We start from the raw sequence: 16,614 nt of genomic DNA, 5'->3' as shown, positions 1-16,614 counted from the left end.
GCGTTGGGAGGCGACAGAATTATGCATAGTAAGAGACTTGATTATTTTACGATAGAAGAAGCCTATGGGGGCAGCCAGGATTGGTTTACAAATGTAGTTATGAATATCGGAGGATGCGGCGCTGCGACTGCCTGTGACAGTTGTATCTACTTTGCCCTCCATATGGGCATGGACGCGCTCTATCCTTTTGACAAGATGCATCTTAATAAGGAAGAGTATAAGCAATTCAGCCAGATTATGAAGCCCTATATCCGGCCGAGGGTCGGCGGGGTGAAGAAGCTGGAATGGTATATGGAAGGATTCCAGCGGTATATTCAAGACGTAAATGACAAGACGGGCGCCGGGATACAGATTGCCATGGAAGGATTGAAAGGAAGCCATTCCTATGAAGAAGCGGCTGAAAAGATCAGACGGCAGATCGATGCGGGGCTTCCGGTGCCGTATTTGATGCTGAGGCATAAGAATGTTGACAAGTATAAAGACTTTATCTGGCACTGGTTTCTCGTGGTAGGCTACGAAGACGGGCCCCAGGAGATGTATATAACAGCGGCCACCTATGGGCAGGCGGTGCGGATGTCCCTGAAGGAACTGTGGGACACAGGATACGAAGAAAAGGGCGGTCTAATATTATATTCCATAATTTGAAATATTTTCATGAAATGAACACAAATTCCTGTTAGAATATGAGTATAGCAACCCATAATCAAGTTAGAAAAGGCGGGGTATAAGTTGAGAAAGAGAAATAAGATATTGGCCTGCGCCCTGGCGGCTGCGATATTTATCGCAACGGGCGTAGGGGCGAAGGTTTTGGCAACTTCGGAGACAGAAGACAGTACGAAGCAGACGGATACGGAGACAACGAAGCTTACCAAGACACAGGAAGAATCTCTGAAGAAGATTAAGGCTGCCTACGATGTAAAGAATCAGGAGAAGACAGCAGAGGAACTGGAAGAGAAGAAGTCCTCTCAGGAGTACACGCTTAGCAACATGCTGATAGAATACAATCCATTCGGTACCAACACCCAGTCGCTCTATGTGTATTTCAATACGGATGAGCCGGTGAGCGTGGCCTATACGGTTCATGCCGAAGACTCGAAGATTCAGGACTTTAACCGGACGGTGTATCAGGAGGAGGCATACCAGAAAGAACATGAATTCCAGGTGATCGGCCTGATACCCGATATGGAGAATAAGGTTACCTTTTTCTTGACGAAGGAAGATGGATCCACGGACACCAAGGAGATCGTATTTGAGATGGGCTCCCTTATGGGAACGGAAGATGTGCAGCTGGATACGGATGTAGAAGGCGATGCAAGCCAGTTGGAAGACGGGCTCTACGTGGTCTTGGGAAATGACAGCACGGCTCTGGACTTTATGTATTTTTACGACAATAATGGAACGCTCCGGGGAGAGGTGCCGCTTCTGGGATACCGAAGCCACAGGCTGATCTTTGATAAGGATTTCATGTACTACAGTATTTCTGAGACGAAGATGGCGCAGCTGAGCAGGACGGGGCAGGTGACAAATGTCTTTGACCTCGGAGACTATGAAGTCCATCATGACTATGTATTTGATGATAACGGCAATATGCTGATTCTGGCATCGGATAAGAAGCAGGACAGCACGGAAGATGTTGTGATCAAACTGGACGTAAATTCCGGAGAAGTCACCAAAGTGCTGGATCTTGGCGCTCTGTTTGGGGAGTATAAGGCGGAATGCCAAAGAAGCGAAGAAGGAGAACTGGACTGGATGCATATCAATACGATCCAGTGGATGGGCAACGGATCTGTGCTGTTAAGTTCGAGGGAGACTTCCTCTATTATAAGGGTTGATGATATCTATGGAACTCCAACGGTGGGCTATATGATTGCGGAGAAGTCCTTCTGGGCAGGGACGCAGTATGAAAGCCTGGTATTTGCAAAGGATGGAGAGTTTACCATCCATGGAGGACAGCATTCGGTCTCCTATGTAGAAGATGACAGTCTGCCGGAGGGACAGTATTATCTGTATATGTTTAACAATAATATTGGAATCAGCGAAACCAAGCCAGATTTTGACTGGGCCGCGGTGGGGCTTGCACAGAACAGCGCCAAGGAGGGGACTTCTTCTTATTACTATAAGTATCTGGTGGACGAGAACGCAGGAACCTTTAAACTTGTAGATTCCTTTGAAGTTCCTTATTCCGGCTATGTAAGCAGCGCCCAGGATATTGGGGACAATACGGTGATTGATTCCGGATTCCAAGGCATGTTTGGCGAGTATGACAAGGATCATAGACTGATCGCAAGTTATAAGATGGATATGGAAAAGTTTATTTACCGCGTCTATAAGTATGATTTTGACGGATTCTATTTTGAAGACGGAATTATAGGGCAATAGATGGAAGCGATGCCGGAGCACATGGATGATCCGGCATCTTTTTGCCTAGTCGTCTATGCCGAAGGTCCATTCCAGCTGGTCCTCGGCAGCGTCCAATTTATCTTCCAACTCTTCCAGCGCCTGATCCTGGCTTTGGTATTCTTCCCGGGAAAGTTTCTCCTGGCGGTACTGGTATTCCAGATAATCCTCGTAGGCATCCAGACGGCTGTCTATGCTCTTCATTTCTTTTTTGAGGGTGAAGAACTGTTCCATTTTTTCCTCTTCAGTACCGTCCGGCTTGGCTTCATTGGCCTTTGACACCATATCATCCACAGCCTGGGTAAGAGATGCGATAGAGTCATCGGACGCGGAGACTTCATGAATAGCGGCCTTATCCTGAGAGGATTCGGCAAGATTATTATTAATCTCCATATCAGCCAATTCCTGTTCCATCTGGTCTACCCGTTTCTTGAGAGCGTCCACATCGTCCGTATTATTTTCGCACCCTGCAAGCGCGAGCACCAGCATCATGGCCGCGGCAGTCCCCAATATCTTACATTTTTTCATCATATCATCCTCCCTGTCTTACTTTGTCTTGATTAGTATTCCTGATTCTATGCATATCATTCCAATCAAGATACTTTACGAATGGAAAAATATCCGTTACAATAGATAATGCGGTTTATATATTTGAAAAAAGAGAGGAAGTATATTATGGAAAATCCAATTATTACGATTGAAATGGAAAATGGAGACATCATGAAGGCAGAATTATATCCGGAGATTGCGCCGAATACGGTAAATAACTTTATCTCGCTGGTGAAGAAGGGATATTATGACGGACTGATCTTCCACCGCGTAATCAGTGGATTCATGATTCAGGGAGGATGTCCCGAAGGCACTGGTACGGGCGGCCCGGGATACAATATTAAAGGGGAATTTGCACAGAATGGTTTTGCCAATGACCTGGCTCATACGGAAGGCGTCCTTTCTATGGCAAGAGCAATGCATCCGGATAGCGCAGGCTCCCAGTTTTTTATCATGCACAAGAATTCTCCACATCTGAATGGTTCTTATGCAGCATTCGGAAAGATTATCACGGGCATGGATGTAGTGAATAAGATCGCGGAAACGCCTACAGACTACAATGACAGGCCATTGGAGGCACAGAAGATGAAAAAGGTAACGGTAGATACCAAAGGCCAGGACTATCCGGAACCAGAGAGGGCATAATGGAGAAGGGTTATGATATGGTTCAGACAGAAAAACTGATTTTTGAATATGAGAAGCGGGACGAGGAAGGCAATGTGATCGGCAAGTCACGAGCCATAGACGAAGTGGATATCGACGTAAAGGAAGGCCAGTTCATAGCGATTCTCGGCCATAACGGCTCTGGGAAATCTACGCTGGCTAAGCATATCAATGCAATCCTGGTTCCGACAGAGGGCACGGTATGGGTGAATGGCCTGGATACGACGGACCCGGCTGAGCTATGGAACGTGCGCCAATCAGCCGGCATGGTATTCCAGAACCCCGATAATCAGATCATTGGAACCGTAGTAGAGGAAGATGTAGGATTTGGCCCGGAGAATCTGGGAGTTCCTACGGACGAGATCTGGCAGCGTGTAGAAGAAAGTTTGAAGGCTGTCGGCATGATAGAGTACCGGCACCATTCTCCGAATAAACTCTCAGGGGGACAGAAGCAGAGGGTGGCGATTGCCGGCGTGGTAGCCATGGAGCCTAAGTGCATCGTGCTGGATGAGCCGACTGCCATGCTGGATCCGGTAGGGCGCAAGGAAGTCCTAAAGACAGTGAAGAAGTTGAGGGAGCAGAAGAAAGTCACAGTGATTCTGATCACCCATTATATGGAAGAAGTCATAGATGCGGATAAGATCTATGTGATGGATCACGGGCGGGTGGTAATGGAAGGAACGCCGAAGGAAGTATTTTCCCAGGTAGACGAACTAAAGAAATACCGTCTGGATGTCCCCCAGGTGACAATCCTGGCAGATGAACTTAAGAAGCAAGGACTGGATATCCCGTCAGGTATTCTTAGGAAAGAGGAATTGGTGGAAGCATTATGTCAATTAGATTAGAACATCTTAACTATGTATACAGCCTTGGAACGGCATATGAAAAGCATGCGCTTAAGGATATTTCCCTGACGATTCCCCATGGGGAGTTTGTCGGGATCATCGGTCATACCGGTTCGGGAAAGTCCACGCTGATCCAGCATCTGAATGGCCTTATAAAAGCCACCAGCGGCGCGCTGTATTATAATGATGAGAATATATATGAGGAAGGATATAACATGCGGGAACTCAGAAACCAGGTGGGACTGGTATTCCAGTATCCCGAGCATCAGCTGTTTGAGATAGACGTGATGACGGATGTGTGCTTTGGACCTAAGAATCAGGGGCTTGGCCCCAAAGAGTGCAAGGAGCGGGCGCTGGAGGCGCTGAAACTTGTAGGACTTAAGGAAAAGTACTATAAGTCTTCTCCTTTTGAACTGTCCGGAGGGCAGAAACGGCGTGTGGCAATTGCCGGCGTGCTGGCTATGCGGCCTAAGGTCCTGGTACTGGACGAGCCTACCGCGGGGCTGGATCCGAAGGGCAGGGATGACATTCTTGATCAGATTGCCTATCTCCACAAAGAAAGCGATATGACGGTCATCCTTGTGTCCCACAGCATGGAAGATATTGCCAGATATGCGGACCGCATTATCGTTATGAATAAAGGCTCTGTCATGTATAATGACAAGCCGAAGAAAGTATTTGCACATTATCAGGAACTGGAAAAGGTTGGGCTTGCGGCGCCGCAGGTCACATATATCATGCATGATCTTAAGGAGCATGGGCTTCCTGTGAAGGTGGACGTAACCACGGTGGAGGAAGCAGCCAGAGAAATCATGCAGGCACTGGAGAGAAAAGAATGATTCGAGACATTACAATCGGACAATATTATCCGGCAAAGAGCGTGCTGCACAGGCTGGATCCAAGGGTGAAACTGGTATCCACGCTTCTGTATCTGATCTCTTTGTTTCTGTTTAAAAGCATACCCGGCTATATCGTGGCGACTGTATTCCTGGTAGCCGTCATACGGCTTTCAAAAGTACCGTTTTCCTACATTGTCAAGGGCCTCAAGCCCATTGTCATGCTGCTGATGATAACGGTATTATTTAATCTGTTTCTGACCAGGGACGGCGAGGTGCTGTTCCATGCATGGATCTTCACCATTACAGAAGGAGGGCTTCGAACGGCTGTCTATATGGCGATCCGGCTGATCTATCTGATCATTGGCTCTTCGCTTATGACATTTACTACAACGCCGAATGAACTGACGGATGGAATAGAGAAACTGCTGCACCCATTGAACAAGATTCGCGTTCCTGTGCACGAGGTGGCGATGATGATGTCTATCGCGCTGCGATTTATTCCCATACTTCTGGAAGAGACAGATAAGATCATGAAGGCGCAGATTGCCCGGGGCGCTGACTTGGAGAGTGGCAATATTATTCAGCGGGCTAAAAATATGATCCCTATCCTGGTTCCTTTGTTCGTATCGGCCTTCCGGCGCGCCAATGACCTTGCAATGGCTATGGAGGCAAGATGTTACCGCGGAGGCGAGGGAAGGACCAAGATGAAGCCTCTGAAGTACCAGTCAAGAGATCGTATGGCATATATCGTGGTCGTGGCATATGTGGTGGCGGTATTCTTTATTGGAAGGTACGTGCCGCTGCATCTTTGGATATTCTGATGACAGGACGTAACATGGATAAGGAGGACGCGGTGCCTTTTGAAAAGAATTAAACTGACCATAGCCTATGATGGCACAGATTACTGCGGCTGGCAGATTCAGCCTAATGGAATTACGGTTGAAGAGATATTGAATAAAAAGTTAAAGAAACTGACTGGAGAAGACATTCATGTGATCGGAGCCAGCCGGACCGATTCCGGGGTGCATGCATTAGGCAATGTGGCTGTATTTGATACGGAGTCTTCCATTCCGGCGGAGCGGATGGCTTATGCCCTGAACCAGCGGCTTCCAGATGATATTGTGATTGTAAGTTCAAAGGAAGTTCCATTGGACTGGCATCCCAGATATCAGGATGAGATCCTTAAGACGTATGAATACCATATTTATAACGCACCGGTACAAAACCCTTTAAAGCGCAGATACAGCGCTTTTGTATCATTTCCTATGAATGTAGAGAAGATGAGGGAAGGAGCGGCTTATCTTCTGGGCGAACATGATTTCGTAAGTTTCTGTAATGTACGGACTAGTGTGGAAGATACGGTTCGGACAGTGAAGGAATTAATGATCGAGCAGGAAGGGCCGGATATTACCATTCGGATTACAGGGAATGGATTCCTCTATAATATGGTTCGGATTATCGCGGGCACTTTGATACGGGTGGGAAGAGGGTTCTATGAGCCGACAAAGGTGAAGGAAATCCTGGAAGCCAGGGAGCGTACGCAGGCTGGAGTGACGGCGCCTCCGGAAGGGCTTACGCTGGTTTGCATAGAGTATGATGGGTCATGAAGCGAATCAAAGGGGTATAAATAAATATACTGAACAAAAGAAGGAAAGTGCAAAAAAATTGGGAATTCTGATAGAATCTGAAAAAAACACTATACAATCCGCATTTTTATGATAATATAAGAATTATAATAAATCTGTGGGAGGATTTTAATTATGGAGATGTTTTTAAACATTGTTCCGGTGCTGGGCATTGCAGCCCTGCTGTTCGCGGCCCTGCTGGCAGCAAGGGTAAGCAGGCAAAACGCAGGAACAGACAAGATGAAGGAGATTGCAGCTGCAATCGGCGAAGGCGCCCAGGCCTTCTTGACGGCAGAGTATAAGATTCTTATATTCTTTGTCATCGTATTATTCGTACTTATCGGCTTTGGCATTGGCAACTGGGTAACTGCCATTTGCTTTGTTGTGGGAGCATTATTCTCTACTCTGGCAGGATATTTCGGAATGACGGTTGCTACAAAAGCAAATGTCAGGACTGCAAATGCTGCCAAAGAAGGCGGAATGAACAAAGCGCTCTCAATCGCATTTTCCGGCGGGGCAGTAATGGGAATGTGCGTGGCAGGCCTTGGCGTTCTTGGAGTGAGCGCCATCTATATGATCACTAAGAATGTGGACGTATTGTCAGGATTCAGCCTTGGAGCTTCATCTATCGCTTTATTTGCGCGTGTTGGCGGCGGTATCTATACCAAAGCGGCTGATGTGGGCGCGGATCTTGTGGGAAAAGTAGAAGCGGGCATTCCCGAAGATGATCCTCGCAACCCAGCCGTTATCGCTGATAACGTAGGCGACAATGTAGGCGATGTTGCCGGAATGGGCGCGGATCTTTTCGAGTCCTATGTGGGAGCGCTTATATCTTCGCTGACTTTGGGAATCGTATATTTTAAAGTGGCAGGCGCCGTTTTTCCATTGATGATCGCAGGATGCGGGCTTCTGGCATCCATTCTTGGAACCTTCTTCGTAAAAGGCGATGAGAAGGCCAATCCGCACAAAGCGCTTAAAATGGGATCTTATGCATCCAGCGTGATCGTACTGATCGTAGCATTTGTATTCAGTAAATATTTCTTCGGGGATTTCAATGCGGCTATCGCGATCGTGGCTGGCCTTATTGTCGGCCTGCTGATTGGAATCATTACCGAAGTCTATACATCAGGAGACTATAAGTCTGTAAAAGAGATAGCAGAACAGTCCGAGACTGGCGCTGCAACGACGATTATCAGCGGCCTCGCGGTGGGCATGAGGTCAACTGCGATCCCGATTCTTTTGATCTGCGCCGGCATCTTTGTGGCATATCAGTTCTGCGGCCTGTATGGCATTGCTCTGGCAGCCGTAGGAATGCTGTCTACGACAGCCATTACGGTAGCGGTTGACGCTTATGGGCCAATTGCAGACAATGCAGGCGGTATTGCGGAGATGTCCGGGCTTGAGCCGGAAGTCCGCAAGATTACGGATAAGCTGGACGCAGTTGGAAATACGACGGCGGCAATGGGCAAAGGATTTGCCATTGGATCGGCCGCACTTACGGCTTTGGCGCTTTTCGTATCTTATGCAGAGGCTGTGCAGCTTAAGAATATCGACATCCTTAACAGCAGGGTTATCATCGGCCTGTTTATCGGCGGCATGCTTCCGTTCCTGTTTTCTGCCATGACGATGCAGTCAGTGTCCAAGGCGGCTTATCAGATGATCGAGGAAGTAAGACGCCAGTTTAAGACTATGCCTGGCATTATGGAAGGGACAACAAAGCCGGATTATAAGTCCTGCGTCGCAATCTCCACCACCGCGGCATTGAAAGAGATGCTGGTTCCTGGAATCATGGCAGTGCTTGCGCCGCTGATAGTAGGAATTTTGTTAGGGCCTGCGGCCCTGGGCGGACTTCTGGCCGGCGCGCTGGTTACCGGCGTAATGATGGCGATCTTCATGTCTAACGCGGGCGGCGCATGGGATAATGCCAAGAAGTTTATTGAAGACGGCAACCATGGCGGCAAAGGCAGCGACGCGCACCATGCGGCGGTTGTAGGAGATACGGTAGGTGATCCATTTAAGGATACTTCTGGCCCATCCATCAATATTCTGATCAAGTTGATGACGATCGTATCACTGGTATTTGCACCATTGTTCTTATCAATAGGCGGCGTGCTGTAAGAGAAAAATAATCATTCATGCAAACGGCAGTATTTTCAGTGGAGAACTGGGAATACTGCCGTTATAGTTTGACTGGGTATAACTGGAAACTTGGGAGAGTTTGTGGTAATATATGTGTCGGATGTGTATATCAATCAATGAATGGAAATAGAAAAGAGGCAATAAGGATGACGAAAGTAGATATTATTTCCGGCTTTTTGGGAGCGGGAAAAACCACATTTATCAAGCAGCTGATCAATCAGGCATTCGCAGGAGAAAAACTGGTGCTGATTGAAAATGAGTTCGGCGAGATTGGCATTGACGGCGGTTTTTTAAAAAATGCAGGAATTGAGATTACAGAGATGAACTCCGGATGTATCTGCTGTACGCTGGTTGGGGATTTCAGCAAGGCCCTTAAAAAAGTACTGGAGGAGTACCAGCCTGACCGCGTGATTATAGAGCCCTCAGGAGTCGGGAAATTATCCGACATCATGAAGGCCATAGAAGATGTAAAAAAAGATGCGGATATTGCGATTGATGGAAGAATTACGGTTGTAGACGGAAAGAAGGCCAAGTTATACCTGAAGAACTTCGGAGAATTCTTCAAAGATCAGGTGGAGCATGCCTCTGCCATCGTTATCAGCCGTACGCAGGCCATGAGCGATGATAAGATTGAGGAATGCGTTCATATGCTGCGGGATGAGAATAAGGAGGCAGCCATCATCTCTACGCCCTGGGCGCAGCTGGGCAAGGAAGCGATCATACATGCTCTGGAGAAGGGAAGCGAGCTGGCAGGACTGCTGGAAGAGACGCATGGGCAAGAATGCTGCCATCATGAGCATCACCACCATGAGCATGAAGCGTGCGGCCATGAGCATCACCATCACCATGCGGACGAGATATTTACCAGCTGGGGAAAAGAGACGGCGCATAAGTACACAAAGGAGGAACTGGACTTCATGCTGAAGGCATTATCGGAGACAGAGGCCTATGGAACAGTGCTTCGGTCAAAAGGAATTATCCAAATGTCAGACGGCTCTTGGAGGCAGTTTGATCTTGTGCCGCAGGAGTATGAGGTGAGAGAAGGACAGCCAGACTATACGGGACGTCTCTGCGTAATCGGAACGGATCTGAAAGAAGAGGAACTTATGACCTTGTTCCATTTGAAGTAAGAAGGAATAGGGGAAAGGAGGGAGACGACATGGTAACACCGGTGTTTGTGTGTACAGGCTTTCTGGACAGCGGCAAGACTACTCTGGTGAAGGAGACGCTAATGGAGCAGGACTGGATCGAGCCAGGACTCACACTGCTGATATTGTGTGAAGAAGGGGAGGAAGAATACTCCAAGGAATATCTGGACAGCAAGGAGATGGCCCAGCTAAAGGTGGAAGCATTTGAACAGTTGAATTCTGTGTTTTTTAAGAACTGTGAGAAGAATTATCATCCGACTCAGGTTGTCATAGAATATAATGGAATGTGGAAACTGGAGGATCTGCTGTCCATCAAATATCCTCGCAATTGGGAACTGCAGGGGGTGTACTCTACCGTGGATGGGACAACGCTGGACATGTATCTGGCCAATATGCGTAATATGCTGATGGAGCAGCTGGCGGAATCGGAATTGATCGTAGTAAACCGCTGTCCGGACGGGGTAGACCGTTCCGGATTCAGACGGGCTTTAAAGGTGCAGAATCCTATGGCCCAGCTTATCTTTGAGGGAATGGATGGAAAGATTATCCAGCCATCGGCAGAGGACCTGCCTTATGATGTAAAAGGAGACAAGATTGTTGTGGAGGATGGTGATTTTGGCATCTGGTACGTGGATGCATATGATCATCCGGAACTGTATCTCCATAAAGAGATTGAGTTTACTGCCCAGGCGTTCAGGCCCAGGGGCATGGATGAGAAGATGTTTGTCCCGGTCCGCAAGATCATGACTTGCTGCGCCGCTGACATCCGATTTTATGGATATCCCTGCAAATCCGATGAGAAGATCGAGTTCAAGAAAAATGAATGGATTCGCCTGCGGGCAAGGTTTGAATGGGAGGCAGCGGTATCTTTTGGAAATGAGCAGCCGGTGCTGCACCTGATAGGAATGGAACCCGCGCAAAAGCCTCAAGAGGAAGTCGTTTATTTAGGATAAGCAGTCGGGATTCATTAGATAATAACAATAGAGAAGGCGCCCCGGATAACGAATATGTCGTTCCCGGGACGCCTTTATAAATGATCTTTTGCTTTAGTTAATAAATCCGAAGCAGTTCAAAATTACTACCAGCATCAGCGCCGGTACGATAACTGCGTATACCACTTTCTGGAACTGGGAGAACTTTCCGTCTCTTCCATTCACGGTAAGTTCCTTCTCGAAATCTTTAAATCCCCATACCTTTGCCACATAGAAGCAGGTAAGCAGGCAGCCGAGAGGCAGAAGAATGTAAGCGGTGAAGGTATCCAGCCAGTTATAGATATTGTAGTATGCCACTCCATGTACATCCAGAAATGGAAGCTGGACATTGCTCAGAACTCCAAACCCAAGGGATACGATGATACCGCCTGCGAAGATGATGAGGGAGGTGATCGTCGTTGATTTCCGGTGAGACATATGCGTGGACTCTTCCAGCCACTTGTTTGGGATCTCGATGATCGTAAACAATGTGGAGAGCGCTGCAAACAGCAATGCTATGAAGAAGAAGATGCCGATAAACCGTCCGCCCGGAAGTTTGGAGAATATCTGGGTCATAACCACGAAGATCAGGGAAGGCCCGCTGGCCATATCTACACCTGCGCCATAGGCGGAAGGAATGATAACGAAACCTGCAGTCAATGCAACCACCGTGTCGCAGACTGCAATCCAAACAGAGTCTTTTTTGATATTATTTTCCTTTGGAAGGCTTGCGCCCAGAGTTACGAAGATTCCCCAGCCAATACCGATGGAGAACAATACCTGCGTGGCAGCATCAGCGAATACCTTCACGCTCATTTTGCTAAAATCCGGTACGATGTAATACTTCAGGCCTTCGACAGCGTTAGGCGTGGAGAAAATGGCCCATATGCCGCATACAACCAGCAGAAGGAACAAGGCAGGCATCATAACTTTGGTAACTTTTTCTACCAGGTTGGTGATGCCAAAGAACAATAGGACGGCAACTACGATCATAACGATTGCCGTATAGACCAGCGGCTGGACGCTGGATGCGGTAAATCCGTCAAAAAAAACCTGCGTGTCGGAGCCGAAATCTTCCCCGATGATGTAGGCTACTGCATACTTCAGAACCCATCCTCCGACGATGACATAGTACATATCGATTAAAGTCGTACAAAGAATGGCGATCCAGCCCACAAATCGGTACTTTTTCTTTACTGCGCCAAAAGAAGCGGCTACATTGGCTCTTGCAAAACGTCCGATGGCACTCTCTGCCTTGATCAGCGGATACCCCATAAGGGCAGCCATGATGATGTAAATGACGATGAATACGCCCCCGCCGCCGCCATACGCAAGATATGGAAAACGCCAGATGTTACCAAGTCCGATAGCAGCTCCTGCGGCTACCATGATGTACCCGAAACGCGACCCCCACTGTGCATGCTCTTTTGTACTTTTTCCAGTACCTGTTTCATTACTACTCATAAAAACACCCCAATCTCTATAGTATTTGAGATGCAATGAATTAAAAAAGGATGCGCTCACAAGTTTTGTGAGAGCATCCTCGCTTAATTCAATCCTCTTTTACAGTATAACCGACAGATATATTTTTGTCAAGAAAATACGGTATCCCAGGGGGCAGCCAGGCGGTCTTGAAAGAAGCAGATGTATGGAAAAAGGAACAAAATAAAGCCAAGAATCACTAGACTTTTAAGGGGTTAGGGACTATAATAATTACACACGTCAAATAATGATTTGTATCATATTTTAAGGAGGAACAACAAAAATGGCAAGAAAAATGAAGACCATGGATGGTAATCAGGCAGCAGCTCACGCATCATATGCATATACCGAAGTTGCAGCTATTTACCCAATCACCCCATCATCTGTTATGCCAGAACACGTGGATGAGTGGGCTACCGAAGGTAGAAAAAACATATTTGGACAAACTGTTCAGGTGACAGAGATGCAATCAGAAGCAGGTGCAGCCGGAGCGGTACATGGTTCGCTGGCAGCAGGTGCTCTTACAACGACATTTACGGCATCTCAGGGATTACTGTTGATGATTCCTAACTTATATAAAGTAGCAGGCGAACAGCTGCCGGGTGTATTCCACGTATCAGCACGTGCCCTTGCAAGCCACGCGCTGTCAATTTTCGGAGACCACTCCGACGTATATGCCTGTCGTCAGACTGGAGCAGCAATGCTTTGCGAATCAAGCGTACAGGAAGTTATGGACCTGACGCCAGTTGCACATTGCGCGGCATTAAAAGGAAAACTTCCTTTCATCAACTTCTTTGATGGATTCCGTACATCTCATGAGATCCAGAAGATTGAGACATGGGATTATGAAGATCTGAAAGACCTGGTTGATATGGATGCAGTAGATGAATTTAGAAATCATGCATTGAATCCAAATCATCCATGCCAGAGAGGTTCTGCACAGAACCCGGATATCTTCTTCCAGGCAAGAGAAGCATGTAACCCATATTACGATGCACTGCCGGCTATCGTACAGGAATACATGGACAAGGTTAACGCTAAGATCGGAACGAATTACAAACTGTTTAACTACTACGGAGCACCGGACGCAGAGAAGGTTATCATTGCTATGGGTTCTGTATGCGATACAATCGAGGAGACGATCGATTACATGGCAGCAGCTGGAGAAAAAGTAGGCGTTGTTAAAGTTCGCCTGTACAGACCATTCTGCGCACAGGCATTGATTGATGCGATCCCAGAGACGGTTAAGACAATTAATGTTCTTGACAGGACAAAAGAGCCAGGAGCACAGGGAGAGCCATTATACCTTGACGTTGTTTCTGCATTAAAGGGAACAAAGTTTGATGCTGTTCCTGTATATTCCGGACGTTATGGATTAGGATCCAAAGATACGACGCCTGCACAGATCGTTGCAGTATTTAATAACGCACAGAAGGCTAGATTCACGATCGGTATCGAAGATGACGTGACAAATCTTTCTCTTGAAATCGGCGCTCCGCTTATTACGACTCCAGAAGGAACGATCAACTGCAAGTTCTGGGGACTTGGAGCAGATGGTACTGTTGGCGCGAATAAGAACTCTATCAAGATCATTGGTGACAACACTGATATGTATGCACAAGCTTACTTTGACTATGACTCCAAGAAGTCAGGCGGTGTTACAATGTCTCACCTGCGTTTTGGTAAGAAACCGATCAAATCAACATATTTGATCCATAAGGCAAACTTTGTTGCATGCCATAATCCTTCTTATGTAAACAAGTACAATATGGTACAGGAACTGGTAGACGGAGGAACATTCCTTCTGAACTGCCCATGGGATATGGAAGGTCTTGATAAGCATCTGCCAGGACAGGTAAAGGCATTTATCGCGGATCACAACATCAAGTTCTATACGATCGATGGTATCAAGATCGGTAAAGAGATCGGACTTGGCGGACGTATCAATACGGTACTTCAGTCAGCATTCTTCAAACTGGCGTCCATCATTCCGGAAGAAGAAGCAATCGACCTTATGAAAAAAGCAGCTAAGGCTACTTACGGAAGAAAGGGAGATAAGATCGTACAGATGAACTATGACGCTATCGACGCAGGCGCTAAGCAGGTTGTTGAAGTTCAGGTTCCAGATTCTTGGAAATCATGCGAAGACGAAGGACTGTTCTCACCAGAAGTTAAGGGTGGAAGAGAAGATGTTGTCGATTTCGTTAAGAATATCCAGGCTAAGGTTAATGCTCAGGAAGGAAATACGCTTCCAGTATCAGCATTCAAGGATTATGTAGATGGATCTACTCCATCAGGCTCTTCCGCATATGAGAAGCGTGGCATCGCAGTTGATATTCCGGTATGGAAAGAAGAAAACTGTATCCAGTGTAACCGCTGTTCTTATGTATGCCCGCACGCAGTAATCCGTCCTGTAGCGCTTACAGAAGAAGAACTGGCTAAGGCTCCGGAAGGAACAAAGACAATCGATATGATTGGCATGCCAGGAATGAAATTCGCAATCACTGTATCAGCTTATGACTGTACAGGATGTGGATCTTGTGCAAATGTCTGCCCAGGCAAGAAGGGCGAGAAGGCGCTTGTTATGGGGAATATGGAAGCAAATGTTGCTTCTCAGGATATCTTTGATTTCGGCAGAGAGATTGAAGTTAAGCCAGAAGTTGTTGCTAAGTTTAAGCCAGAGACAGTAAAGGGAAGCCAGTTCAAACAGCCACTCCTTGAGTTCTCCGGAGCTTGTGCAGGATGCGGCGAGACGCCATACGCTAAACTGGTAACTCAGTTATTCGGTGATAGAATGTACATTGCCAATGCGACAGGATGCTCTTCTATCTGGGGTAACTCTTCACCGTCTACGCCATACACAGTAAACGTCAAGGGACAGGGCCCGGCTTGGTCTAACTCTTTGTTCGAAGACAATGCAGAGTTTGGCTATGGTATGCTGCTTGCTCAGAAGGCAATCAGAAAGAGACTGAAAGAAGAAGTTGAAACTGTTGCAGCATCTGCAGAGGCATCAGCAGAAGTTAAGGCAGCCTGCCAGGAATATCTGGATACATTTAACTGCGGCGCTTCTAACGGAGATGCTTCAGACAAGCTGGTAGCAGCATTGGAAGGATGCAATTGCGAGACATGCAAAGACATCGTTAAGAATAAAGACTTCCTTGCTAAGAAATCCCAGTGGGTATTCGGCGGAGACGGATGGGCTTACGACATTGGATTCGGCGGTGTTGACCATGTATTAGCCAGCGGCGAAGACATCAACGTAATGGTATTCGATACAGAAGTTTACTCCAATACCGGCGGACAGTCTTCCAAGGCTACAAAGACAGGTGCAACAGCACAGTTTGCAGCTGGAGGAAAAGAGACGAAGAAGAAAGACCTTGCAGGCATCGCAATGAGTTATGGCTATGTATACGTAGCACAGATCGCTATGGGTGCAGACTTTAACCAGACTGTTAAAGCAATTGCCGAGGCAGAGGCTTATCCAGGACCATCACTGATCATTGCTTACGCTCCATGTATCAACCATGGTATCAAGAAGGGCATGAGCAAGGCTCAGACAGAGGAAGCATTAGCTGTTGAGTGCGGATACTGGAATAATTTCAGATTCAATCCGGCAGCTGAAGGCGCTAAGTTCACGCTTGACAGCAAGGAGCCAACAGGAGATTATCAGGCATTCCTTGACGGCGAAGTCCGTTACAACGCCCTGAAGAGAGCAAATCCTGAGAAGGCAGAGAAACTCTTCGCTAAGAATGAAGCTGAGGCGAAAGAGAGATATGCATACCTGAAGAAACTGGTCACTCTTTACGGAGAAGAATAAGAATCGTTCGGTATTGTAAAAGTATAATATGATTAAAGGCTTCCGCCTCCGGTATAGTACCGGAGGCGGGATTTTTTTGGCTGTTATTGAGCCTTTTGAGGCTCAGGCATTAAGTGTTGAAGAATGGAAAAAAATTGGT

General features: G+C 47.1%; 13 protein-coding genes. 11 read left to right on the top strand and 2 right to left on the bottom strand.

The genetic code is table 11. From position 1 onward, the window contains the following. Nucleotides 1–21: 21 nt before the first annotated feature. Together HDCHBGLK_RS01080 and HDCHBGLK_RS01075 are read left to right on the top strand one after the other, a co-directional pair. A complete protein-coding gene (locus HDCHBGLK_RS01080) occupies nt 22–645 on the top strand; it encodes a hypothetical protein (protein ID WP_004606840.1) in 624 nt (207 codons plus the stop codon). Nucleotides 646–729: 84 nt separating this feature from the next. Then, nucleotides 730–2,379: an aryl-sulfate sulfotransferase gene (locus tag HDCHBGLK_RS01075; protein ID WP_004606839.1), complete on the top strand. Its 1,650-nt coding sequence runs from the start codon at nt 730–732 to the stop codon at nt 2,377–2,379. A gap of 45 nt (nt 2,380–2,424) precedes the next feature. Here HDCHBGLK_RS01075 and HDCHBGLK_RS01070 read toward each other — a convergent pair whose 3' ends face one another. Next, nucleotides 2,425–2,928, bottom strand: coding sequence for a hypothetical protein (locus HDCHBGLK_RS01070; RefSeq protein ID WP_004606838.1), 504 nt, complete (start codon nt 2,926–2,928; stop codon nt 2,425–2,427). Between the two features lie 144 nt (nt 2,929–3,072). Between HDCHBGLK_RS01070 and HDCHBGLK_RS01065 the strand changes: the two genes are divergently transcribed. The 8 genes from HDCHBGLK_RS01065 to HDCHBGLK_RS01030 all read left to right on the top strand — a co-directional run bounded on the left by HDCHBGLK_RS01065 (nt 3,073) and on the right by HDCHBGLK_RS01030 (nt 11,158). Further along, nucleotides 3,073–3,591 carry a peptidylprolyl isomerase gene (locus HDCHBGLK_RS01065; protein WP_039909678.1) on the top strand — a complete coding sequence of 173 codons (519 nt, stop codon included), beginning with the start codon at nt 3,073–3,075 and terminating at the stop codon, nt 3,589–3,591. A gap of 17 nt (nt 3,592–3,608) precedes the next feature. Further along, a complete protein-coding gene (locus HDCHBGLK_RS01060) occupies nt 3,609–4,454 on the top strand; it encodes an energy-coupling factor transporter ATPase (RefSeq protein WP_039909687.1) in 846 nt (281 codons plus the stop codon). After that, the gene (locus tag HDCHBGLK_RS01055; protein ID WP_004606834.1) at nt 4,439–5,293 is read left to right on the top strand and encodes an energy-coupling factor transporter ATPase; all 855 of its coding nucleotides are present in this window, start codon (nt 4,439–4,441) and stop codon (nt 5,291–5,293) included. The genes HDCHBGLK_RS01060 and HDCHBGLK_RS01055 overlap by 16 nt, the downstream gene beginning before the upstream one ends. Further along, nucleotides 5,290–6,114 (top strand): energy-coupling factor transporter transmembrane component T family protein, encoded by an 825-nt coding sequence (locus HDCHBGLK_RS01050; RefSeq protein WP_004606833.1) that lies wholly within the window; start codon nt 5,290–5,292, stop codon nt 6,112–6,114. Before HDCHBGLK_RS01055 ends, HDCHBGLK_RS01050 begins: the two co-directional genes overlap by 4 nt. A gap of 39 nt (nt 6,115–6,153) precedes the next feature. Next, the gene (truA, locus tag HDCHBGLK_RS01045) at nt 6,154–6,900 is read left to right on the top strand and encodes a tRNA pseudouridine(38-40) synthase TruA (protein WP_004606832.1); all 747 of its coding nucleotides are present in this window, start codon (nt 6,154–6,156) and stop codon (nt 6,898–6,900) included. Between the two features lie 153 nt (nt 6,901–7,053). Beyond that, complete coding sequence (locus HDCHBGLK_RS01040; RefSeq protein ID WP_004606830.1) at nt 7,054–9,036, top strand: sodium-translocating pyrophosphatase; 1,983 nt, start codon at nt 7,054–7,056, stop codon at nt 9,034–9,036. Between the two features lie 167 nt (nt 9,037–9,203). Then, a complete protein-coding gene (locus HDCHBGLK_RS01035; protein ID WP_039909677.1) occupies nt 9,204–10,187 on the top strand; it encodes a CobW family GTP-binding protein in 984 nt (327 codons plus the stop codon). Nucleotides 10,188–10,216: 29 nt separating this feature from the next. After that, a complete protein-coding gene (locus HDCHBGLK_RS01030) occupies nt 10,217–11,158 on the top strand; it encodes a TIGR03943 family putative permease subunit (protein WP_004606828.1) in 942 nt (313 codons plus the stop codon). A gap of 93 nt (nt 11,159–11,251) precedes the next feature. On the opposite strand, the gene HDCHBGLK_RS01025 is transcribed toward HDCHBGLK_RS01030, so the two are convergent. After that, entirely contained in the window at nt 11,252–12,640 is a 1,389-nt protein-coding gene (locus HDCHBGLK_RS01025; RefSeq protein WP_004606827.1) for a sodium-dependent transporter, read from the bottom strand. A 301-nt stretch (nt 12,641–12,941) separates the two neighbouring features. Here HDCHBGLK_RS01025 and nifJ point away from each other — a divergent pair, with 301 nt between their 5' ends. Further along, nucleotides 12,942–16,475: a pyruvate:ferredoxin (flavodoxin) oxidoreductase gene (gene nifJ, locus HDCHBGLK_RS01020; protein WP_004606825.1), complete on the top strand. Its 3,534-nt coding sequence runs from the start codon at nt 12,942–12,944 to the stop codon at nt 16,473–16,475. Nucleotides 16,476–16,614 lie beyond the last annotated feature (139 nt).

It is taken from the genome of [Clostridium] scindens ATCC 35704, assembly GCF_004295125.1.
In the GTDB taxonomy this organism is placed as follows: domain Bacteria; phylum Bacillota; class Clostridia; order Lachnospirales; family Lachnospiraceae; genus Clostridium_AP; species Clostridium_AP scindens.
Note: the sequence above shows the minus strand (reverse complement) of the source record. Positions and strands in the feature narration are given on the sequence as shown.